General features: G+C 72.1%; 15 protein-coding genes. 9 read left to right on the top strand and 6 right to left on the bottom strand.

What is annotated here, in order from left to right; all coding sequences use genetic code 11:
• The first annotated feature begins 112 nt into the window (after positions 1–112).
• Genes ACFY04_RS13055 through ACFY04_RS13045 form a run of 3 tightly spaced genes read left to right on the top strand, consistent with a single transcriptional unit; the run spans position 113 to position 3,641 of the window.
• On the top strand, positions 113–1,789 hold the full coding sequence (locus ACFY04_RS13055) for an FAD-dependent oxidoreductase (RefSeq protein WP_389116278.1): 1,677 nt from the start codon (positions 113–115) through the stop codon (positions 1,787–1,789).
• Complete coding sequence (locus ACFY04_RS13050) at positions 1,786–3,291, top strand: ATP-binding protein (protein ID WP_389116276.1); 1,506 nt, start codon at positions 1,786–1,788, stop codon at positions 3,289–3,291. Before ACFY04_RS13055 ends, ACFY04_RS13050 begins: the two co-directional genes overlap by 4 nt.
• Positions 3,288–3,641: a UBP-type zinc finger domain-containing protein gene (locus ACFY04_RS13045; RefSeq protein WP_389116274.1), complete on the top strand. Its 354-nt coding sequence runs from the start codon at positions 3,288–3,290 to the stop codon at positions 3,639–3,641. The genes ACFY04_RS13050 and ACFY04_RS13045 overlap by 4 nt, the downstream gene beginning before the upstream one ends.
• Before the next feature lie 27 nt (positions 3,642–3,668).
• On the opposite strand, the gene ACFY04_RS13040 is transcribed toward ACFY04_RS13045, so the two are convergent.
• The 4 genes from ACFY04_RS13040 to ACFY04_RS13025 all read right to left on the bottom strand — a co-directional run bounded on the left by ACFY04_RS13040 (position 3,669) and on the right by ACFY04_RS13025 (position 7,194).
• A complete protein-coding gene (locus tag ACFY04_RS13040) occupies positions 3,669–4,409 on the bottom strand; it encodes a DJ-1/PfpI family protein (protein WP_389116272.1) in 741 nt (246 codons plus the stop codon).
• Between the two features lie 308 nt (positions 4,410–4,717).
• Positions 4,718–5,500, bottom strand: a complete 783-nt coding sequence (locus tag ACFY04_RS13035; protein WP_389116270.1) for a crotonase/enoyl-CoA hydratase family protein — start codon at positions 5,498–5,500, stop codon at positions 4,718–4,720.
• 74 nt (positions 5,501–5,574) lie between these two features.
• Positions 5,575–6,291, bottom strand: coding sequence for a response regulator (locus ACFY04_RS13030; RefSeq protein WP_389116269.1), 717 nt, complete (start codon positions 6,289–6,291; stop codon positions 5,575–5,577).
• Positions 6,292–6,405: 114 nt separating this feature from the next.
• Positions 6,406–7,194, bottom strand: a complete 789-nt coding sequence (locus tag ACFY04_RS13025) for an SDR family NAD(P)-dependent oxidoreductase (RefSeq protein WP_389116267.1) — start codon at positions 7,192–7,194, stop codon at positions 6,406–6,408.
• Between the two features lie 73 nt (positions 7,195–7,267).
• Between ACFY04_RS13025 and ACFY04_RS13020 the strand changes: the two genes are divergently transcribed.
• The 6 genes from ACFY04_RS13020 to ACFY04_RS12995 all read left to right on the top strand — a co-directional run bounded on the left by ACFY04_RS13020 (position 7,268) and on the right by ACFY04_RS12995 (position 12,579).
• Positions 7,268–7,906, top strand: coding sequence for a TetR/AcrR family transcriptional regulator (locus tag ACFY04_RS13020; RefSeq protein WP_389116266.1), 639 nt, complete (start codon positions 7,268–7,270; stop codon positions 7,904–7,906).
• A 427-nt stretch (positions 7,907–8,333) separates the two neighbouring features.
• Positions 8,334–9,815 carry a sensor histidine kinase gene (locus tag ACFY04_RS13015; RefSeq protein ID WP_389116265.1) on the top strand — a complete coding sequence of 494 codons (1,482 nt, stop codon included), beginning with the start codon at positions 8,334–8,336 and terminating at the stop codon, positions 9,813–9,815.
• A 2-nt stretch (positions 9,816–9,817) separates the two neighbouring features.
• The gene (locus ACFY04_RS13010) at positions 9,818–10,228 is read left to right on the top strand and encodes a roadblock/LC7 domain-containing protein (RefSeq protein ID WP_389116264.1); all 411 of its coding nucleotides are present in this window, start codon (positions 9,818–9,820) and stop codon (positions 10,226–10,228) included.
• Complete coding sequence (locus tag ACFY04_RS13005; protein WP_389116263.1) at positions 10,225–10,584, top strand: DUF742 domain-containing protein; 360 nt, start codon at positions 10,225–10,227, stop codon at positions 10,582–10,584. Before ACFY04_RS13010 ends, ACFY04_RS13005 begins: the two co-directional genes overlap by 4 nt.
• Entirely contained in the window at positions 10,565–11,185 is a 621-nt protein-coding gene (locus ACFY04_RS13000; protein WP_389116260.1) for an ATP/GTP-binding protein, read from the top strand. The genes ACFY04_RS13005 and ACFY04_RS13000 overlap by 20 nt, the downstream gene beginning before the upstream one ends.
• Entirely contained in the window at positions 11,182–12,579 is a 1,398-nt protein-coding gene (locus ACFY04_RS12995; protein ID WP_389116259.1) for a cytochrome P450, read from the top strand. The genes ACFY04_RS13000 and ACFY04_RS12995 overlap by 4 nt, the downstream gene beginning before the upstream one ends.
• Positions 12,580–12,652: 73 nt before the next feature.
• Here the strand turns inward: ACFY04_RS12995 and ACFY04_RS12990 are convergent, their stop codons facing one another.
• Positions 12,653–13,798: a hypothetical protein gene (locus tag ACFY04_RS12990; RefSeq protein WP_389116256.1), complete on the bottom strand. Its 1,146-nt coding sequence runs from the start codon at positions 13,796–13,798 to the stop codon at positions 12,653–12,655.
• A complete protein-coding gene (locus ACFY04_RS12985; RefSeq protein WP_389116254.1) occupies positions 13,795–14,712 on the bottom strand; it encodes an SAM-dependent methyltransferase in 918 nt (305 codons plus the stop codon). The genes ACFY04_RS12990 and ACFY04_RS12985 overlap by 4 nt, the downstream gene beginning before the upstream one ends.
• Between the last annotated feature and the right edge of the window lie 229 nt (positions 14,713–14,941).

Raw genomic sequence — 14,941 nt, 5'->3', positions numbered from 1 at the left:
CGGCCCGCGTCGTCCCGGAGCGGTCCCGGAGGATCGACCCTACGATGGGCGGGAACCGGCGCGGGCGGCTCGCCGGGCCGCCTGCCCAGAGCACTCGGGGTGGAGACGACGTATGGCACAGGCCGCCGACACAGCGCGGACCGTCATCCTGACCGTGGACGACGACCCGGGAGTCTCCCGGGCCATCGCCCGTGACCTGCGGCGGCGCTACGGCGCCGAATACCGGATCGTGCGCGCCGAGACCGGCGACTCCGCGCTGGAGGCGCTGCGCGAGCTGAAGCTGCGCGGCGACCTGGTGGCGGTGATCCTCGCCGACTACCGGATGCCTCAGATGAACGGCATCGAGTTCCTCGAACAGGCCCTCCAGGTGTATCCGGGTGCGCGGCGCGTGCTGCTGACCGCGTACGCCGACACCAACGCGGCGATCGACGCGATCAACGTCGTCGACCTCGACCACTACCTGCTCAAGCCCTGGGACCCCCCGGAGGAGAAGCTCTACCCGGTCGTGGACGATCTGCTCACGGCCTGGCGCAGCAGCGACTACCGTCCGGTACCCGCGACCAAGGTGGTCGGGCACCGCTGGTCGGCGCGCTCCTCGGACGTGCGGGAGTTCCTGGCCCGCAACCAGGTGCCGTACCGCTGGTACTCCTCCGACGAACCGGAAGGGCGGCGGCTGCTGGAGGCGGCCGGGGCCGACGGGCAGCGGCTACCGCTGGTCATCACGCCCGAGGGCACCGCGCTGATCGAACCGGAGGCGCCCGAACTGGCCTCCCACGTGGGGCTCGCGACGACGCCGGCCGCCGACTTCTACGACCTCGTCGTCATCGGCGGCGGCCCGGCCGGGCTCGGCTCCGCGGTGTACGGGGCCTCCGAGGGGCTGCGTACGGTACTGGTCGAGCGGTCGGCGACCGGCGGACAGGCCGGTCAGAGCTCCCGCATCGAGAACTACCTCGGTTTCCCGGACGGCGTGTCGGGTGCCCAGCTCACGGAGCGTGCCCGCCGCCAGGCCGGCCGGTTCGGCGCCGAGATCCTCACGGCGCGTGAGGTCACCGGGCTGGAGGTCAACGGCGCGGCGCGCGTCGTCCGCTTCTCGGACGGCTCGGCGATCGCCGCCCACAGCGTCATCCTGGCGACCGGTGTGTCGTACCGGCAGCTCCACGCGCCGGGCTGCGACCAGCTGACCGGCTGCGGGGTGTACTACGGCTCCTCGCTCACCGAGGCGGCCTCCTGCCAGGGGCAGGACGTGTACATCGTGGGCGGCGCCAACTCGGCCGGGCAGGCGGCGATGTACCTGGCGAGGGGCGCCAAGTCGGTGACGCTGCTGGTGCGCGGGGAGTCCTTGACGGCGTCGATGTCGTACTACCTGATCCAGCAGATCGAGGAGACGCCGAACATCACCGTGCGTACCCGGACCGTCGTCGAGGCGGCGCACGGCGAGGGTCACCTGGAGCAGCTGACGCTGCGGGACGTGGACGGCGGAGGCAGCGAACTCGTCGACGCGCAGTGGATGTTCGTGTTCATCGGCGCGGCCCCGCTGACCGACTGGCTGGACGGAACGGTGCTGCGCGACGAGCACGGCTTCATCCTGGCCGGGCCGGACCTGACGCCGGACGGGCGGCCGCCGGCCGCATGGGAACTCGACCGGCCGCCCTACCACCTGGAGACCAACATTCCCGGCGTGTTCGTGGCGGGCGACGCGCGCGCCCAGTCCGCGAAGCGCGTCGCGTCCGCCGTCGGAGAGGGAGCCATGGCCGTGATGCTCGTCCACCGGTACCTGGAGCAGTCATGAGCGGGCAGGCCATGCCGTGCAGCCCGCAGGAGATCGCCTCGCTGTTCCTGTTCGAGAAGCTCACCCCGGAGCAGCTCGGGCGGCTGTGCGGCGAGGGGCGGGTGGAGCGGTTCGAAGCCGGTCCGGTGTACACCGAAGGCTCCCCGGCCACCTGCTTCTACGTGATGATCGAGGGCACCGTCGTGCTGTCCCGCCGGGTCGGCGGCGACGACGTCGAGGTGAGCCGCACCTCGCAGCGCGGCGTGTACGCGGGAGCCATGCAGGCGTACCTGGGCGACCAGGTGCCGCAGACGTACACCAACTCGATGCGGGTGACCGAGCCGACGCGGTTCTTCGTGCTGCCCGCGCAGTCGTTCTCGGACATCATGCGGGAGTGGTTCCCGATGGCGGCGCACCTGCTGGAGGGGCTGTTCTTCGGTTCCAAGAACACCCAGCGGGCCATCGGGCAGCGCGAACGGCTCCTGGCGCTCGGGTCCTTGTCCGCCGGCCTCACCCACGAGCTCAACAACCCGGCGGCGGCGGCCGTCCGGGCCACGGCGACCCTGCGGGAACGGGTCGGCAAGATGCGGCACAAGCTGGCCCACATCTCCCAGGGCCAGTACTCGCGCGAGACGATCGCCGACCTCATCGAGATCCAGGAGCGCACCGTCGAACGCGTCGCGAAGGCGACGGCGCTCAGTCCGCTGGAGGCCTCCGACCGGGAGGACGAGCTCGCCGACTGGCTGGACGACCACGGCATCGAGGAGGGCTGGCGCCTCGCGCCGACCTTCGTGCAGGCCGGGCTGGACACGGACTGGCTGGAGCAGGTCGCGGCGACCGTGGCCGAGGAGATCCTGCCGTCGGCGATCGGCTGGCTCAACTACACGGTCGAGACCGAGCTGCTGATGGACGAGATCGACGACTCCACCACCCGCATCTCCCACCTCGTGGCCGCGGCCAAGCAGTACTCGCAGCTCGACCGCGCCCCGTACCGGGTCGTCGACGTCCATGAACTCCTCGACAGCACCCTGCTGATGCTGTCCGGCAAGATCGGCTCCCGGGTGCGGGTGGTCAAGGAGTACGACCGCTCCGTGCCGGACGTGCCCGCCTACCCGGCGGAGCTCAACCAGGTGTGGACCAACCTCATCGACAACGCCGTGTTCGCCATCGGGAGCACCGGCGGCGAGGGCACGCTGACCGTCCGCACGGCGCGCGAGGGCGACCGCCTGCTGGTGGAGTTCCGCGACACCGGACCCGGTATCCCGGCGGACATCCGCAGCCGCATCTTCGACCCCTTCTTCACCACCAAGCCGGTCGGCGAGGGCACCGGTCTGGGCCTCGACATCTCCTGGCGGATCGTCGTGAACAAGCACCACGGCAGCCTCCAGGTCGAGTCCGCCCCGGGTGACACCCGGTTCCAGGTACTGCTGCCGCTGACCGCCCCGGCCCCCGAGACCGGTACCGAGACCCGGACCGAGACCGGATCCGCGACCGCGACCGAGACCGCTGAGGAGCCCGTATGAGCGACATCCAGGGAATCGACCCGAGCGCCGCACCCACCGGCACCGGCTGCGTCGAGTGCGACGAGCTGGGCGGCTGGTGGTTCCACCTGCGGCGCTGCGCCCAGTGCGGCCACATCGGCTGCTGCGACTCCTCCCCCGCCCAGCACGCCACCGCCCACTGGAAGTCCTCCGGCCACCCCTTGGTGCAGAGCTTCGAGCCGGGCGAGGAATGGTTCTGGAACTACGACACGGACGCCCTGTACGACTCCGGCCCCGAGCTGACCGCTCCGCGCGATCACCCGGCGGAGCAGCCTGCCCCGGGCCCGGCCGGCCGGGTCCCCGAGGACTGGACACGGCAACTGCACCGCTGACCGCCGTGACCGTCGGCTACGGCAGCCCTACGAACGCCGCCCGGCCGCGGGCGGCGTCCACACCGTGCCGCGGGCCTCGTATTCGAGCATGGTCTCCACGCCGGTCGCCGCGTCGGCACCCAGTTCCCGGCGTACGAGCCACAGGGCGAGGTCCAGCCCGCTGGTGATGCCACCCGCGGTGACCAGGTCTCCGTCGTCCACCACACGGGCGTTCTTCAGGAGGCCTCCCTGCTTCTCCAGGTCGGGGCGCGCCTTGTGGTGGGTGGTGCAGGGGCGTCTCGTGGTCAGCCCGGCGGCGGCCAGCAGCATGGTGCCCGTACAGACGGCGCTGACGGTGAGGCCGGGGCGTACCGCCGCGGCCAGTTTCCCCGGGAAGACGCCGCTGCGGATCTCGGCCCACACTCCGGGGCTGTCGCGGCGCGCGTATCCGCCACCGGGCACGAGGAGGACGTCCGCGGTGCGCGGGGCCCAGGCGTGCTCCACGTTCACCTGCGTGCCGTAGGCGGCGCGCACGACGCCGGGCCCGGAGGCGCTGACGTAGCGGACGTCGACCTCGCGGTCGGTGAAGAACCGGGCGGCCGCGAAGACCTCGTAGGGCGCCGCGAAGTCCAGCTCCTCCACGCCGTCGTACATGACGACGTGCACGCGTAACGGCCCCGCCGGCTTGCCGGCGGATCGCGGTTCCGCCGCCGCCACCCCGGCGGCACCTCCCAGCGCGGCCGCGGCGCCGACAGCGACCTGGGCCCGGAGCACGTTCCTGCGGTCCATACGGTGGTTCCTTCCGATCGCCCGGCCGATACGCCGCTCTACGGCAGGAGTCGGAGCCGCCGGAGGCCGGGTTCCCGGGGCCGGTTGTGGCAGTCGCCACACCTAGGGGGTGTCTTGTCGGTCAGGCCGGGCTCGCGGGCCCTGGCACCGCGCCTCGCCGCGTTATCCTCGGTCGTCGATGCTCCGCATGGACTCCCTCGTCCGCCTTGCGATGCACGGCACCAGACCCCGCTCCCTGATCCGGCCTGACCGACAAGACACCCCCTAGGCCAGGACGATCGCCGAAGGCCGCGGGTCCCCGGCACCCGCTACGGCCCGAAGGTGCCGTGTCTGCCCGCCCCGGCTGCGAACCGGCCCGCTCCGGCCTGGGTCTCACCCGCGGCCAGGGGCACCAGGCCGTGCCGGAACTCCCCCGCCAGCGCGTCCTCCTCGGCCAGTCCGTGCTGTTCCAGGACGGACAACCGGTCGTGGCGCAGGCAGATCTGGGGGAACCCGGCGATCTCGCGGGCCAGTTCCTCCGCGGCCGCCCTCGACCGGCCCGTGGGGACCACGCGGTTGGCCAGCCCGATCCCGTGCGCTTCGGCCGCCGGGACCGGACGGCCCGTCAGGATCAGGTCCATGGCCCGGCTCTCGCCGATCAGGCGGGGCAGCCGCACCGTACCGCCGTCGATCAGGGGGACGCCCCAGCGGCGGCAGAACACGCCGAACACCGCGTCCTCCTCCACGACCCGCAGATCGCACCAGAGCGCCAGCTCCAGGCCGCCCGCCACCGCGTGCCCCGCAACGGCCGCGATCACCGGCTTGCTCAACCGCATCCGGGTCGGCCCCATGGGTCCGTCGCCGGAGGCGAGCACCCGGTTGCCGCGCTCGGTGCCGATGGCCTTGAGGTCGGCGCCCGCGCAGAACGTTCCACCCTCGCCCCAGAGCACGGCGACGGCCGCGTCCTCATCGGCCTCGAACTCCCGGAAGGCGTCGGCCAGTTGTGCCGCCGCCGGTCCGTCCACGGCGTTGCGTACCCCTGGCCTGCTCAGGATCACCGTGTACACGGGGCCGTCCCGCTCCACCCGCACCGAGGCCTGTTCGTCCGCCATGCCCGCTCCCCTCCTGCTCGCCGGCCTCCATTGTGGGGGCGGGGAGGCCGCTGCGTGCGGGACTCCCCGGGCGCTCAGCCCGGCCCGCCCGCAGCGGGGCCGGAGCCGGGGAGGTTCGTCGGGCCGCCCGGCGTCACGAGCGCCGTCTCGTAGGCGAAGACGACGACCTGGGCGCGGCTGGAGAGCCCGAGCTTGGCCATGGCGCGGTTGAGGTGGGTCTTCACGGTGGCTTCGCTGATGAAGAGCCGCTGGGCGACTTCCGTGTTCGTCGCGCCCGTGGCCACGAGACGCAGGACATCGCGCTCACGGCCGGTCACGGTGTGCCAGTCCGGGGCGATCGCCCCCGGCGGTGTCGGCCCCGGGTGGTACGCCTCGATCAGGCGCCTGGTGACGGTCGGCGCGAAGAGCATGTCACCCGAGGCGACGGTATGGATGGCGGCGACCAGGCGCTCGGGGGGTGTCTCCTTGAGCAGGAACCCGCAGGCGCCCGCACGCAGGGCGTTGTAGACGTATGCGTCGAGGTCGAAGGTGGTCAGCACCAGGATCCTCGGCGGCGTGTCACCCGTGTCTCCCGCGCGGCGGAGAATGCGTTCCGTCGCGGTGATGCCGTCGGTGCCCGGCATCCGGAGGTCCATGAGGATGACATCGGGTGCGGTGGCCTCGGCCAGCCGGACGGCTTCTTCCCCGTCGCACGCCTCGCCGGCCACGGACAGCCCTGGCGCGGCGTTCAGCAGGGACACCAGTCCGGCACGGATGAGCAGTTGATCGTCGACCACCAGTACCGTGGGCATCGGGGAATTCGGTCCTCATCGGATACGTCCGGCTCCGTTCGCACTGCCCGAAGTACCGGAGGGCGGGTCGTCACCCCTGTGACGGCCCGCCCTCCGGTGTTCAGGTGCGTCCGGTCACGCCTTGAGGACGCGCCCCGCCACGGTCAGTGCGAGGCGGCGGGGGGCCAGGGCGGACGCCGTGGCCGAGAGCCGGTTGCCCAGGCCGACGACGATGCTGGGCGGGGTCTTGCCGCGTTCCAGCGCCCGGCGCGTCGCGGTGACGACCTGCTCGGGGGTGGCCATCCGGCCCACGGCGGCGTCCCGGCTGCCGACGACGTCGAAGAACTCGGTGCGGACCGGCCCCGGCGAGACGGCGAGCACCCGCAGGGAGGAGGCGCGCGTCTCGTACGCGACGGCCTCGGTGAAGTTCAGGACGAAGGCCTTCGTGGCGCCGTAGACCGCCATCGCCGGGGTCGGCTGGTAGGCGGCCGCGCTGGCCACGGTGACGAGGGCGCCCCGGCCGTCGGCCGTCAGGCCGGGCAGGAACTCTCGGGTCAGCTCCGTGACCGCGAGCACGTTGAGCTGGATCATCTCGCTGATCCGGGCGGGGTCCTCGCCGGCGAAGGGGCCGTGGGTGCCGAAGCCCGCGTTGTTGACCAGCGTGTGGACCGGTACGCCCAGTGCGTCGAGCTCCGCACGCAGCGCTGCCGCGGCACCGGGCCGGGCGAGGTCCGCGGCGATCGGGCGGGCCGTGACCCCGTACCGGCGCTCCAGGTCCGCCGCCAGCTCCTCCAGCCGGTCGACGCGCCGGGCGACGAGGACGACGTCCGCTCCGCGCTCGGCCCACTGCCGGGCGAACTCGACACCGAGGCCTGCACTCGCCCCGGTGATCAGGGCTGTGGTTCCGCGGTATGTCATAGACATGGGTCGGCGCTCCGTTCCGGGACTGCGGTTGATGGTCGATACTTGAATGTAGACAGAGCAAACATTGTTGTCAATGACAACATCGAGGGAGGAGACCGCCTTGGCCGACGCCGATGCGCCCTATCACCACGGCAATCTCAGGGAGGCCCTGCTGGCGCGCGCGGAGGACGTGCTCGCGACCTCGGGGGCGGACAGCCTCTCCCTCCGCGCCCTCGCGCGGGACCTCGGCGTCAGTCATGCGGCGCCGGGCCGCCACTTCCGCGACCGGCAGGCCCTGCTGGACGCGCTCGCCGTGGGCGGCTTCACCCGGCTCAACGAACGCCTCCGGGCCGCCGTGGGCGAGCCCGGCCCCGTCACCACCCGGCTCGCCTGCATGGGCCGCGCGTACATCGGCTTCGCCGTCGCGCACGCCCCGCTGCTGAGCCTGATGTTCACGGCCAAGCACGCCGACCACTCCAGCGCCGAACTCCGCGAGCTCGGCCACCGGAGCCTGGAGATCGCCGCCGAACTGATCGCCCTCGCGCAGCAGGAGGGTGTCGTACGGGCGGGCGACCCGGCCCGGCTCGCCCAGGTCGCCTTCTCCGTGGTGCACGGCCTCGCGGCCCTGGCCGTCGGCTCCCTCCTCGAGGACACGCCGCTGGACGAGGCGACCGACCTCGCCCTCGACGTCCTGCTCACCGGCCTCGGCGCGGCCGGTCCCGACACCCCTTAGGGGGTGTCTTGCCGATCAGGCCGGGCTCGCGGCGGCCGGTGCCTGATCCGGCCCGATCCGCAAGACACCCCTTAGCGCATTTCGGTCCCGGTCGCCACCCGCGAGCCGAGGGACGCGGCCGGAACCGATCGGATTGCGCGCGCGGATTCCCGCGCGCCGAACGGGGCCGGCGCGCCGCCCACCTCCCGTTACGCCACCGCGCACCGCGCGCGGGCCCGGATCCTCGCCGGAATTCGATGTCATCGATGGCGCATAACGGTTCCTCCGGTCCGGGGAACTCCAACGAAAGGCCACATCAGGGAAGTTGGGCGTAGTTATGCTCCCGCCCACCGGTCAGAAGGCCCCCCTTTTCGATAGTTCGAGGACGCCGATGGAGCAAAGAGGTACGCCCCCCGAAAGTGCCCACCTGGGGGGAAGAGCAAGCCGGATGCTGCCCGCGATCGCGGTCGTGGCCGCCGCCTGCCTGGTAGGGGCGCTCGCTTCCTCCTCGGGACCGCTCGGCACCGCCCTGATCGCCGTCGGCGCCGTGTGCACCGCAGCGGTCTTCGTCGAGGCGCGGCGGCGCGGCCGCGCGCTCGCCACCGGGCGCGCCCAGGTCGCGGCCCTCCGGCACGCCCTGGCCCGGCAGGAGACCGAGGCGGCCCGGCTGTCCCAGTCGGTGCTGCCCGAGGCCATCGAGCGGCTGCGCAAGGGCGAGCTGGCCGAGGAGGTGCTGACCGCCCTGGGAGGGCGCGGCGGCCACGGCAGCCGCTGGGGCGACGACGAGGCCCTGACCCCGCGCTTCAGAGCTGCCCTCCAGGCCGTGCTGGCCCACGTCGTCGACGCGGTCGACAACGAGGAGAGCCTGCGCGACTCGGCCCAGCGGGCCTTCGTGAACGTCGCCCGGCGCGTGCAGGCGATCGTCCATCAGCAGGCCCACGAGATGCGCGAGATGGAGGACCGGCACGGGAGCAACCCGGACGTGTTCGGCGACCTTTTGCGGCTCGACCACGGCACCGCCCTGATCGGCCGGCTCGCCGATTCCATCTCGGTCCTCGGCGGTGCGCGCCCCGGCCGCCAGTGGAGCAGGGCCGTCACCCTGTACAGCGTGATGCGCGGCGCGATGTCGAGGATCATCGACTACCAGCGGGTGGAGCTGCACTCGGTCTCCGAGGTCGCCGTCGTCGGTCCCGTCGTGGAACCGCTGATCCACACCCTGGCGGAGCTGCTGGACAACGCCACGCGGTACTCGCCGCCGCACACCCGGGTCCACCTCACGGCCGTCGAGGTGCAGTCGGGCATCGCCGTGGAGATCGAGGACGGCGGCCTGAGCATGAGCGAAGAGGCCCGCAGCCGGGCGGAGAAGATGCTCGCGCAGGCGCAGTCCGGCATCGACCTCAACGACCTGGGCGAGACACCCAGGCTGGGTCTGGCGGTGGTCGGCCGGCTGGCGCAGGCGTACGGGTTCCAGGTGTCCCTGCGCTCGTCCGCGTACGGCGGCGTCCGCGCCGTGGTGATCGTGCCGCAGCACCTGATCACCACGGCGTCCTCCGCGACCGGTCTCGCCCACGGCATCGGCTCCTCCTCGGGGCCCAGGGCCGTGGCCGCCACACCGCGCGAGCACCCTTTCGACCGCTCGCCGGCGGGCGTGGGCGCGCCCCGGCCGGCTCCGGTGCCCGGGCCCGGGCCCGCGCCCGTCACCGCCGGGCAGCCGGAGGCCGGCGCACGTACCGCGACCGGCCTGCCGCAGCGCCGCCGGAAGGACCGTGTGACCACCGCCGACGCCCGGCCGGCCGCGGAGCCCCGGCCGGCGGACGACGGCGGTCCCGGAATGTGGCTGGAGGCGTTCCACAGCGGACTGTCCGGCACCCCCGGCGCCGATGCGCCGGGCACCGAAGGAACGTCGGGTTCAGCGACCAAGGGGGCGTAGCAATGATGACTCAGCGAATCAGCAGCATGGACTGGATGCTCAAGGACCTGGCCGCCGGAGTGCCGCAGACGCGGCACGTGATCGTACTGTCCGCGGACGGACTCTGCGTGGCGCAGCACGGGGCCGAGACCGACACGGCCGACCGCCTGGCAGCGGCCTGCGCGGGCCTGCAGAGCCTGGCCGGAGCGGTGGGCGCGGAACTGCCCCGCTCGGAGGGCAGGATGCGCCTGGTCGTGATCGAGATGGACGGCGGGTTCTTCTACCTGATGGCCGCCGGCGACGGCTCCTACCTCGCGGTCCTCGCCGACGAGGGCGTGGACGCGGGCCTGATGGGCGCGCAGATGCGCAACCTGGTGACCCGAATGGGGGACCACCTGAGCAGCCCGCCCCGACATGACGGGCAGCCCACGTGAATGAGCCGCCCGCAAGCTGGGAGGACGGCAGCCCCGAACGGCTCTACGTCATCACCGGCGGACGCAGCGGACCCTCCACCGCCGTCCACCTGGACCTCGTGACGTTAGTCGTGGCCAAAGGGTCCGCCCGGCCCGAGATGCAGCCCGAGCAGGCGGCCATCCTGCGGATGTGCCAGTCACCGCTGTCGGTGGCCGAGATCTCCGCGTACGCAAACCTGCCCGTGAGCGTCGTCACCGTGCTGGTCGGGGACCTGATGGCCGCTCGACGCGTGTACGTCCGTCCGCCCGTTCCCGCCGCGCAGCTACCCGACCTTGCTCTGATCGAGGCAGTGATCGATGGACTTCAAAAGCTCTGACCCGCCCGCCGGGCCGCGCGAGGCGGACATACTCCCGCAGACGGCCGCGGCCGCCGTGAAGGTCGTCATCGTCGGCGGATTCGGCGTGGGCAAGACGACGATGGTCGGTGCGGTCAGCGAGATCAAGCCGCTGACGACCGAGGAGACGATGACCCGGGCCGGCGTCGGCGTCGACGACACCTGGGGCGTGGACCGCAAGATCACCACCACCGTCGCCATGGACTTCGGCCGCATCAGCATCAACGACGAGCTCGTCCTGTACCTGTTCGGAACACCTGGCCAGGAGCGTTTCTGGTTCCTGTGGCGCGGGCTCTTCGAGGGCGCGCTCGGAGCGGTCGTACTCCTCGACACCCGTCGGCTGGAGATCAGCTTCGATGTCATCGGACGGCTTGAGGAGCGGGGCGTGCCCTTCGTCGTGGCCGTCAACTCCTTCCCCGGCGCGCCCGAGCATCCGCTGGAGGAACTGCGCCAGGCCCTCGATCTGCCCCCCGCGGTCCCGATCCTCGTCTGCGATGCCAGACGGCGGGACTCGTCCCGCGATGTCCTGCTGACCCTCATGCGCTACCTGCACTCCCAGGCAGCCACCCAGGAGGCAATGTGAGTAACAGTCCCACCCCACCGCCCGAGTGCCCCGCCCACGCGGCGGCGGCGACCGCCGGCGGCCTGTACCGCCTCCACGGAGCGGAGGCCCAGGCCGATCCCCTCGCGCTGTACGAGAAGCTGCGGGCCGAACACGGGGCGGTGGCCCCCGTACTGGTGAACGGGGACCTCCCGGCCTGGCTGGTCCTCGGCCACCGGGAGAACCTGGACGTGGCACGCACCTCCTCGCGCTTCGCCCGCGACCCGCGGGGGTGGCGCGACATGAAGGAGGGCCGGGTGCCGGCCGACACCCCGCTCGGCCCCATGGTCTCCTGGGTGCCGGTGTGCAACTTCACCGACGGGCCCGTTCACGAGCGGCTTCGCTCGGCCGTGGTGGAGTCCCTGGAACGCTTCGACAAGCGCGGCATCCGTCGCTACGTGACCCGTTTCGCCAACCAGCTCGTCGACCAGATCGCGGGTGAGGGGTACGCGGACCTGGTGTCCGCCTTCTCCGACCAGCTCCCGATGCTGGTCATGACCCAGCTCATCGGGGCACCCGACGAACACGGACCCCTGCTGGTCAACGCGGCGCGCGACATGCTCCAGGGGACCGAGACGGCCCTCCAGAGCGACCGCTACGTCACCGCCACGCTGGAACACCTGGTCGTGGAGCGCAAGGCCAGGCCCGTGCGCGACCTCGCCTCCTGGCTGATCGAGCACCCCGCGAACCTGAGCGACACCGAAGTGCTGATGCACCTGCGTGTCGTGCTGATCGCGGCCTACGAGACCACCGCCAACCTGATCGCCAACACGCTGCGGACCGTACTGACCGACCCGCGCTTCCGCGCCAGCCTCTCCGGAGGCCACATGACGCTGCCCGACGCCCTGGAGCAGGTCCTGTGGGACGACCCGCCGATCAACACGATCATCGGGCGCTGGGCCACCGGTGACACCCTGCTCGGCGGCCGGGAGGTGAAGGCCGGCGACATGATCCTGCTCGGGCTGGCCGCGGGCAACGCCGACCCGCAGATCCGGCCGGATCCCGCGGCCTCCGTCCACGGCAACCGTTCCCACCTGGCCTTCAGCAGCGGCCCGCACGAGTGCCCGGGCCAGGACATCGGCCGCGCCATCGCGGACACCGGCATCGAGGTCCTGCTGGACCGGCTGCCCGACCTCCAGCTGGCGGTCGACGCGAGCGAGCTGCAATGGCGCGGCACCCTCATGTCACGCCACCTGCTGTCCCTGCCGGTACGGTTCGCCCCGCGCCCCGTGGCGAACGCGCAGTCCCAGGAGGAGCAGCCGGCCGGGCACCCCGAGCACGCGCCCGTCCCGCCGCGGCCGACGACAGCGCCCGCGGTCGCGGGTCGCCGCCGCGGCGGCGTCAGCTGGTGGCGGCGGCTGCTCGGCCTCGGCTGACCGCTGACGACCGACCCCTGACGACTTCCGGGCCGAGGGCCCCGGCCGCACCGGCCGGGGCCCTCGGCGTCACTCAGTCGGGCAGCCGCTGCCACCACGAAGCGAGGGCCGGCACATCCGGCGGCTCGGCTGCGGCGAAGCTGGGGGCGTCGGCGAACCGGATCGCGAACCGGGCGTCCGCCAGGGGCAGTTCGTGCCGGTTGCGCGGGCTCGCGTACCGGGGCGCCCGGCTCTGCCAGGCGATGGAGCCGGCCACGTAGTGACCCAACGCCGCCAGATGACGGCGTAGTTCCGCGGTCGCGCCGGCCTCCGTCCGTGCCCACAGCGTCATGAAGCGGACCATCACCCGGTCACGCAGGGCCACCGCGAGCGGCACGGCCTCGGCGGGCGAGCAGTTCTCCTGGTGGGCGAGGACATTGACGAGATTCACCTCCCTCGGATCCAGGTGGTCGTCCTTGTCGTAGGAGAACAGGTCGTTGTCCGCGCTGACGACGAATCCCGCCGCATCCGTCAGTACCGTCAGAGCGCGGGAGCAGAGCACCTCCGCCGGCAGTCGGTCCCCGCGTGCGACGCCGGACCAGGTCAGCGAGAAGCGCGTCCCGTTCGCCAGCGGCCCCATGGCGACGAAGTCGTTCAGCCCCGGCATGATCCCGGCCTCGGCCCGCGCGGCCCGCCAGGCCGCTCCCAGCAGCCAGTCGCGCGTCCCCTCGGCGAACCTGCGCAGCTCGTAGGGCGTGAGCATCGCATGGGTGCGGCGCACCAGGTCCAGCAGCGCACGGGTCATCGGTCCGTCGGGCAGCACCGAGGCCCCCGGGTCCTCGATGGTGCGCAGCAGACGTACGCCGTGTTCGACGACGGCACCCGTCCCCACCTCGTCGGAACCCGAATCCTGCCAGTCGTCGACGGCGTTGGCCCAGTAGTTCCATTCGGTGAAGAGCAGGAGGGCCTCGACGTTCCCGTCCGGGATGATGCGGCAGGAGAAGTCGGCGCTGTGGGTGGCGAGACCCCATGCGCGCTCGACCGGATCGGGGTAGATGCCGAAGGCGTCCAGCCACTCGACCGCCAGGGCCTCCACCTGCTTCGCCTCCGGATGGACGAGGTCGCGCTCCAGGGGGCAGTAGAAGGACGGCAGGAGCGTACCGAGGAGCGAGGGGCGCGGTGCCGGTGCCCGTGCCGGTGACGGTGACGGCACCGGTGCCGGTGCCGGTGCCGCCGTCATCGGCGGCCTCCGGTCCGGAAGCGCAGCAGCCGCGTCTGCACCGCGTGGTCACGCCAGAGCCGGAAGAACCGGCTGTGCGCGAGCGTCGACTGTTCGAGCCGTTCGCCGGTCCAGGCGCCGGGCCGGGCGTCGGGGTCCGCGCGGAGCCGGTCGAGTTCGGCGGTGTTCCACGCCATGGACTGCACCCAGAACTCCGCCACCGAGTCCGTCACGTCCTCCTCGTGCACGAGTTCAAACCCGGCCGCCTCGGCCGCGGCGAGGTATTCCCCTCTCAGCCCCAGTCGCGTTCTGTAGTAGCCGTCGATGAATTCGCGCCATGCGGAGCGGCCCACGAAATGCTCCTGGATCCCGAACCAGCCACCGGGCTCCAGCGCCTTGGCGACCACCTCGAAGAGTCGGGTCCGGTCCGTGTACCCGCTGCTCTCGTTGGCGTAGACGGCGTCGTACGCGCAGGTCTCGTCCAGGTCGTGCACATCCGCCAGTACGGGCTTCACCCGCTCGCCGACCCCGGCGTGCCGGGCGAAGTGCCGGACGATCGGTATGTGTTCCGCCGCGACGGTGAGGCCGGTGACCGATGCTCCGTGCTCCTGCGCCCAGTACAGCGACGTCCCGCCCAGGCCGCAGCCGATGTCCAGCAGCCGCCGCGGAGACACATCGTACGCGCCCCACGACCGGGCCGCGTGCTCGACGATCCGCTCCTGCGCGTCGAGCATGCGCTGCTTCAGCACGTTCTGGGGGACGGTGCTGTCCGGCGGGCCGTCCGGGTACAGCCCCACGTGGAAGTGGACACGGGGGCCCGGGCCGTACTTGTGCAGGATCTCCTGCGTCTTGCGGCTGTAGTAGAGCCGTATGGGATCGTCCGCGGCCGAGCCCCGGCCGCCGGGTAAGGACGATACGAGGGGGGTGACGCACATGGGGTGTCCGCCCTTTCGTGGGGTAGGGCTGCCTCCGGGACACGCTGTCACCACACTCATACGTCCCGTCCGGCACACTGTTGAAGCACGGATCATCGTGGCACTTCACATGCCCCACGTCAGCCCACTGGAGCAACACGGAACAGCGTCCGAATCCCGCCGCGAGCGGGCTGACCGGCAACGGCCCCTTCGCTCTTGCGGACAGCAACTGTCCGCAACTGGACCGGCA

This window comes from Streptomyces sp. NPDC001549 (genome assembly GCF_042894025.1).
Classification (GTDB): domain Bacteria; phylum Actinomycetota; class Actinomycetes; order Streptomycetales; family Streptomycetaceae; genus Streptomyces; species Streptomyces kutzneri.
Note: the sequence above shows the minus strand (reverse complement) of the source record. Positions and strands in the feature narration are given on the sequence as shown.

What these genes read in the sequence shown, in the direction of transcription:
- ACFY04_RS13055 (WP_389116278.1), top strand. Translation starts at nt 113, where the DNA reads ATGGCACAGGCCGCCGACACAGCGCGGACCGTCATCCTGACCGTGGAC.
- ACFY04_RS13050 (WP_389116276.1), top strand. Translation starts at nt 1,786, where the DNA reads ATGAGCGGGCAGGCCATGCCGTGCAGCCCGCAGGAGATCGCCTCGCTG.
- ACFY04_RS13045 (WP_389116274.1), top strand. Translation starts at nt 3,288, where the DNA reads ATGAGCGACATCCAGGGAATCGACCCGAGCGCCGCACCCACCGGCACC.
- ACFY04_RS13040 (WP_389116272.1), bottom strand. Translation starts at nt 4,409, where the DNA reads ATGGACCGCAGGAACGTGCTCCGGGCCCAGGTCGCTGTCGGCGCCGCG.
- ACFY04_RS13035 (WP_389116270.1), bottom strand. Translation starts at nt 5,500, where the DNA reads ATGGCGGACGAACAGGCCTCGGTGCGGGTGGAGCGGGACGGCCCCGTG.
- ACFY04_RS13030 (WP_389116269.1), bottom strand. Translation starts at nt 6,291, where the DNA reads ATGCCCACGGTACTGGTGGTCGACGATCAACTGCTCATCCGTGCCGGA.
- ACFY04_RS13025 (WP_389116267.1), bottom strand. Translation starts at nt 7,194, where the DNA reads ATGTCTATGACATACCGCGGAACCACAGCCCTGATCACCGGGGCGAGT.
- ACFY04_RS13020 (WP_389116266.1), top strand. Translation starts at nt 7,268, where the DNA reads ATGACAACATCGAGGGAGGAGACCGCCTTGGCCGACGCCGATGCGCCC.
- ACFY04_RS13015 (WP_389116265.1), top strand. Translation starts at nt 8,334, where the DNA reads ATGCTGCCCGCGATCGCGGTCGTGGCCGCCGCCTGCCTGGTAGGGGCG.
- ACFY04_RS13010 (WP_389116264.1), top strand. Translation starts at nt 9,818, where the DNA reads ATGATGACTCAGCGAATCAGCAGCATGGACTGGATGCTCAAGGACCTG.
- ACFY04_RS13000 (WP_389116260.1), top strand. Translation starts at nt 10,565, where the DNA reads ATGGACTTCAAAAGCTCTGACCCGCCCGCCGGGCCGCGCGAGGCGGAC.
- ACFY04_RS12990 (WP_389116256.1), bottom strand. Translation starts at nt 13,798, where the DNA reads ATGACGGCGGCACCGGCACCGGCACCGGTGCCGTCACCGTCACCGGCA.
- ACFY04_RS12985 (WP_389116254.1), bottom strand. Translation starts at nt 14,712, where the DNA reads ATGTGCGTCACCCCCCTCGTATCGTCCTTACCCGGCGGCCGGGGCTCG.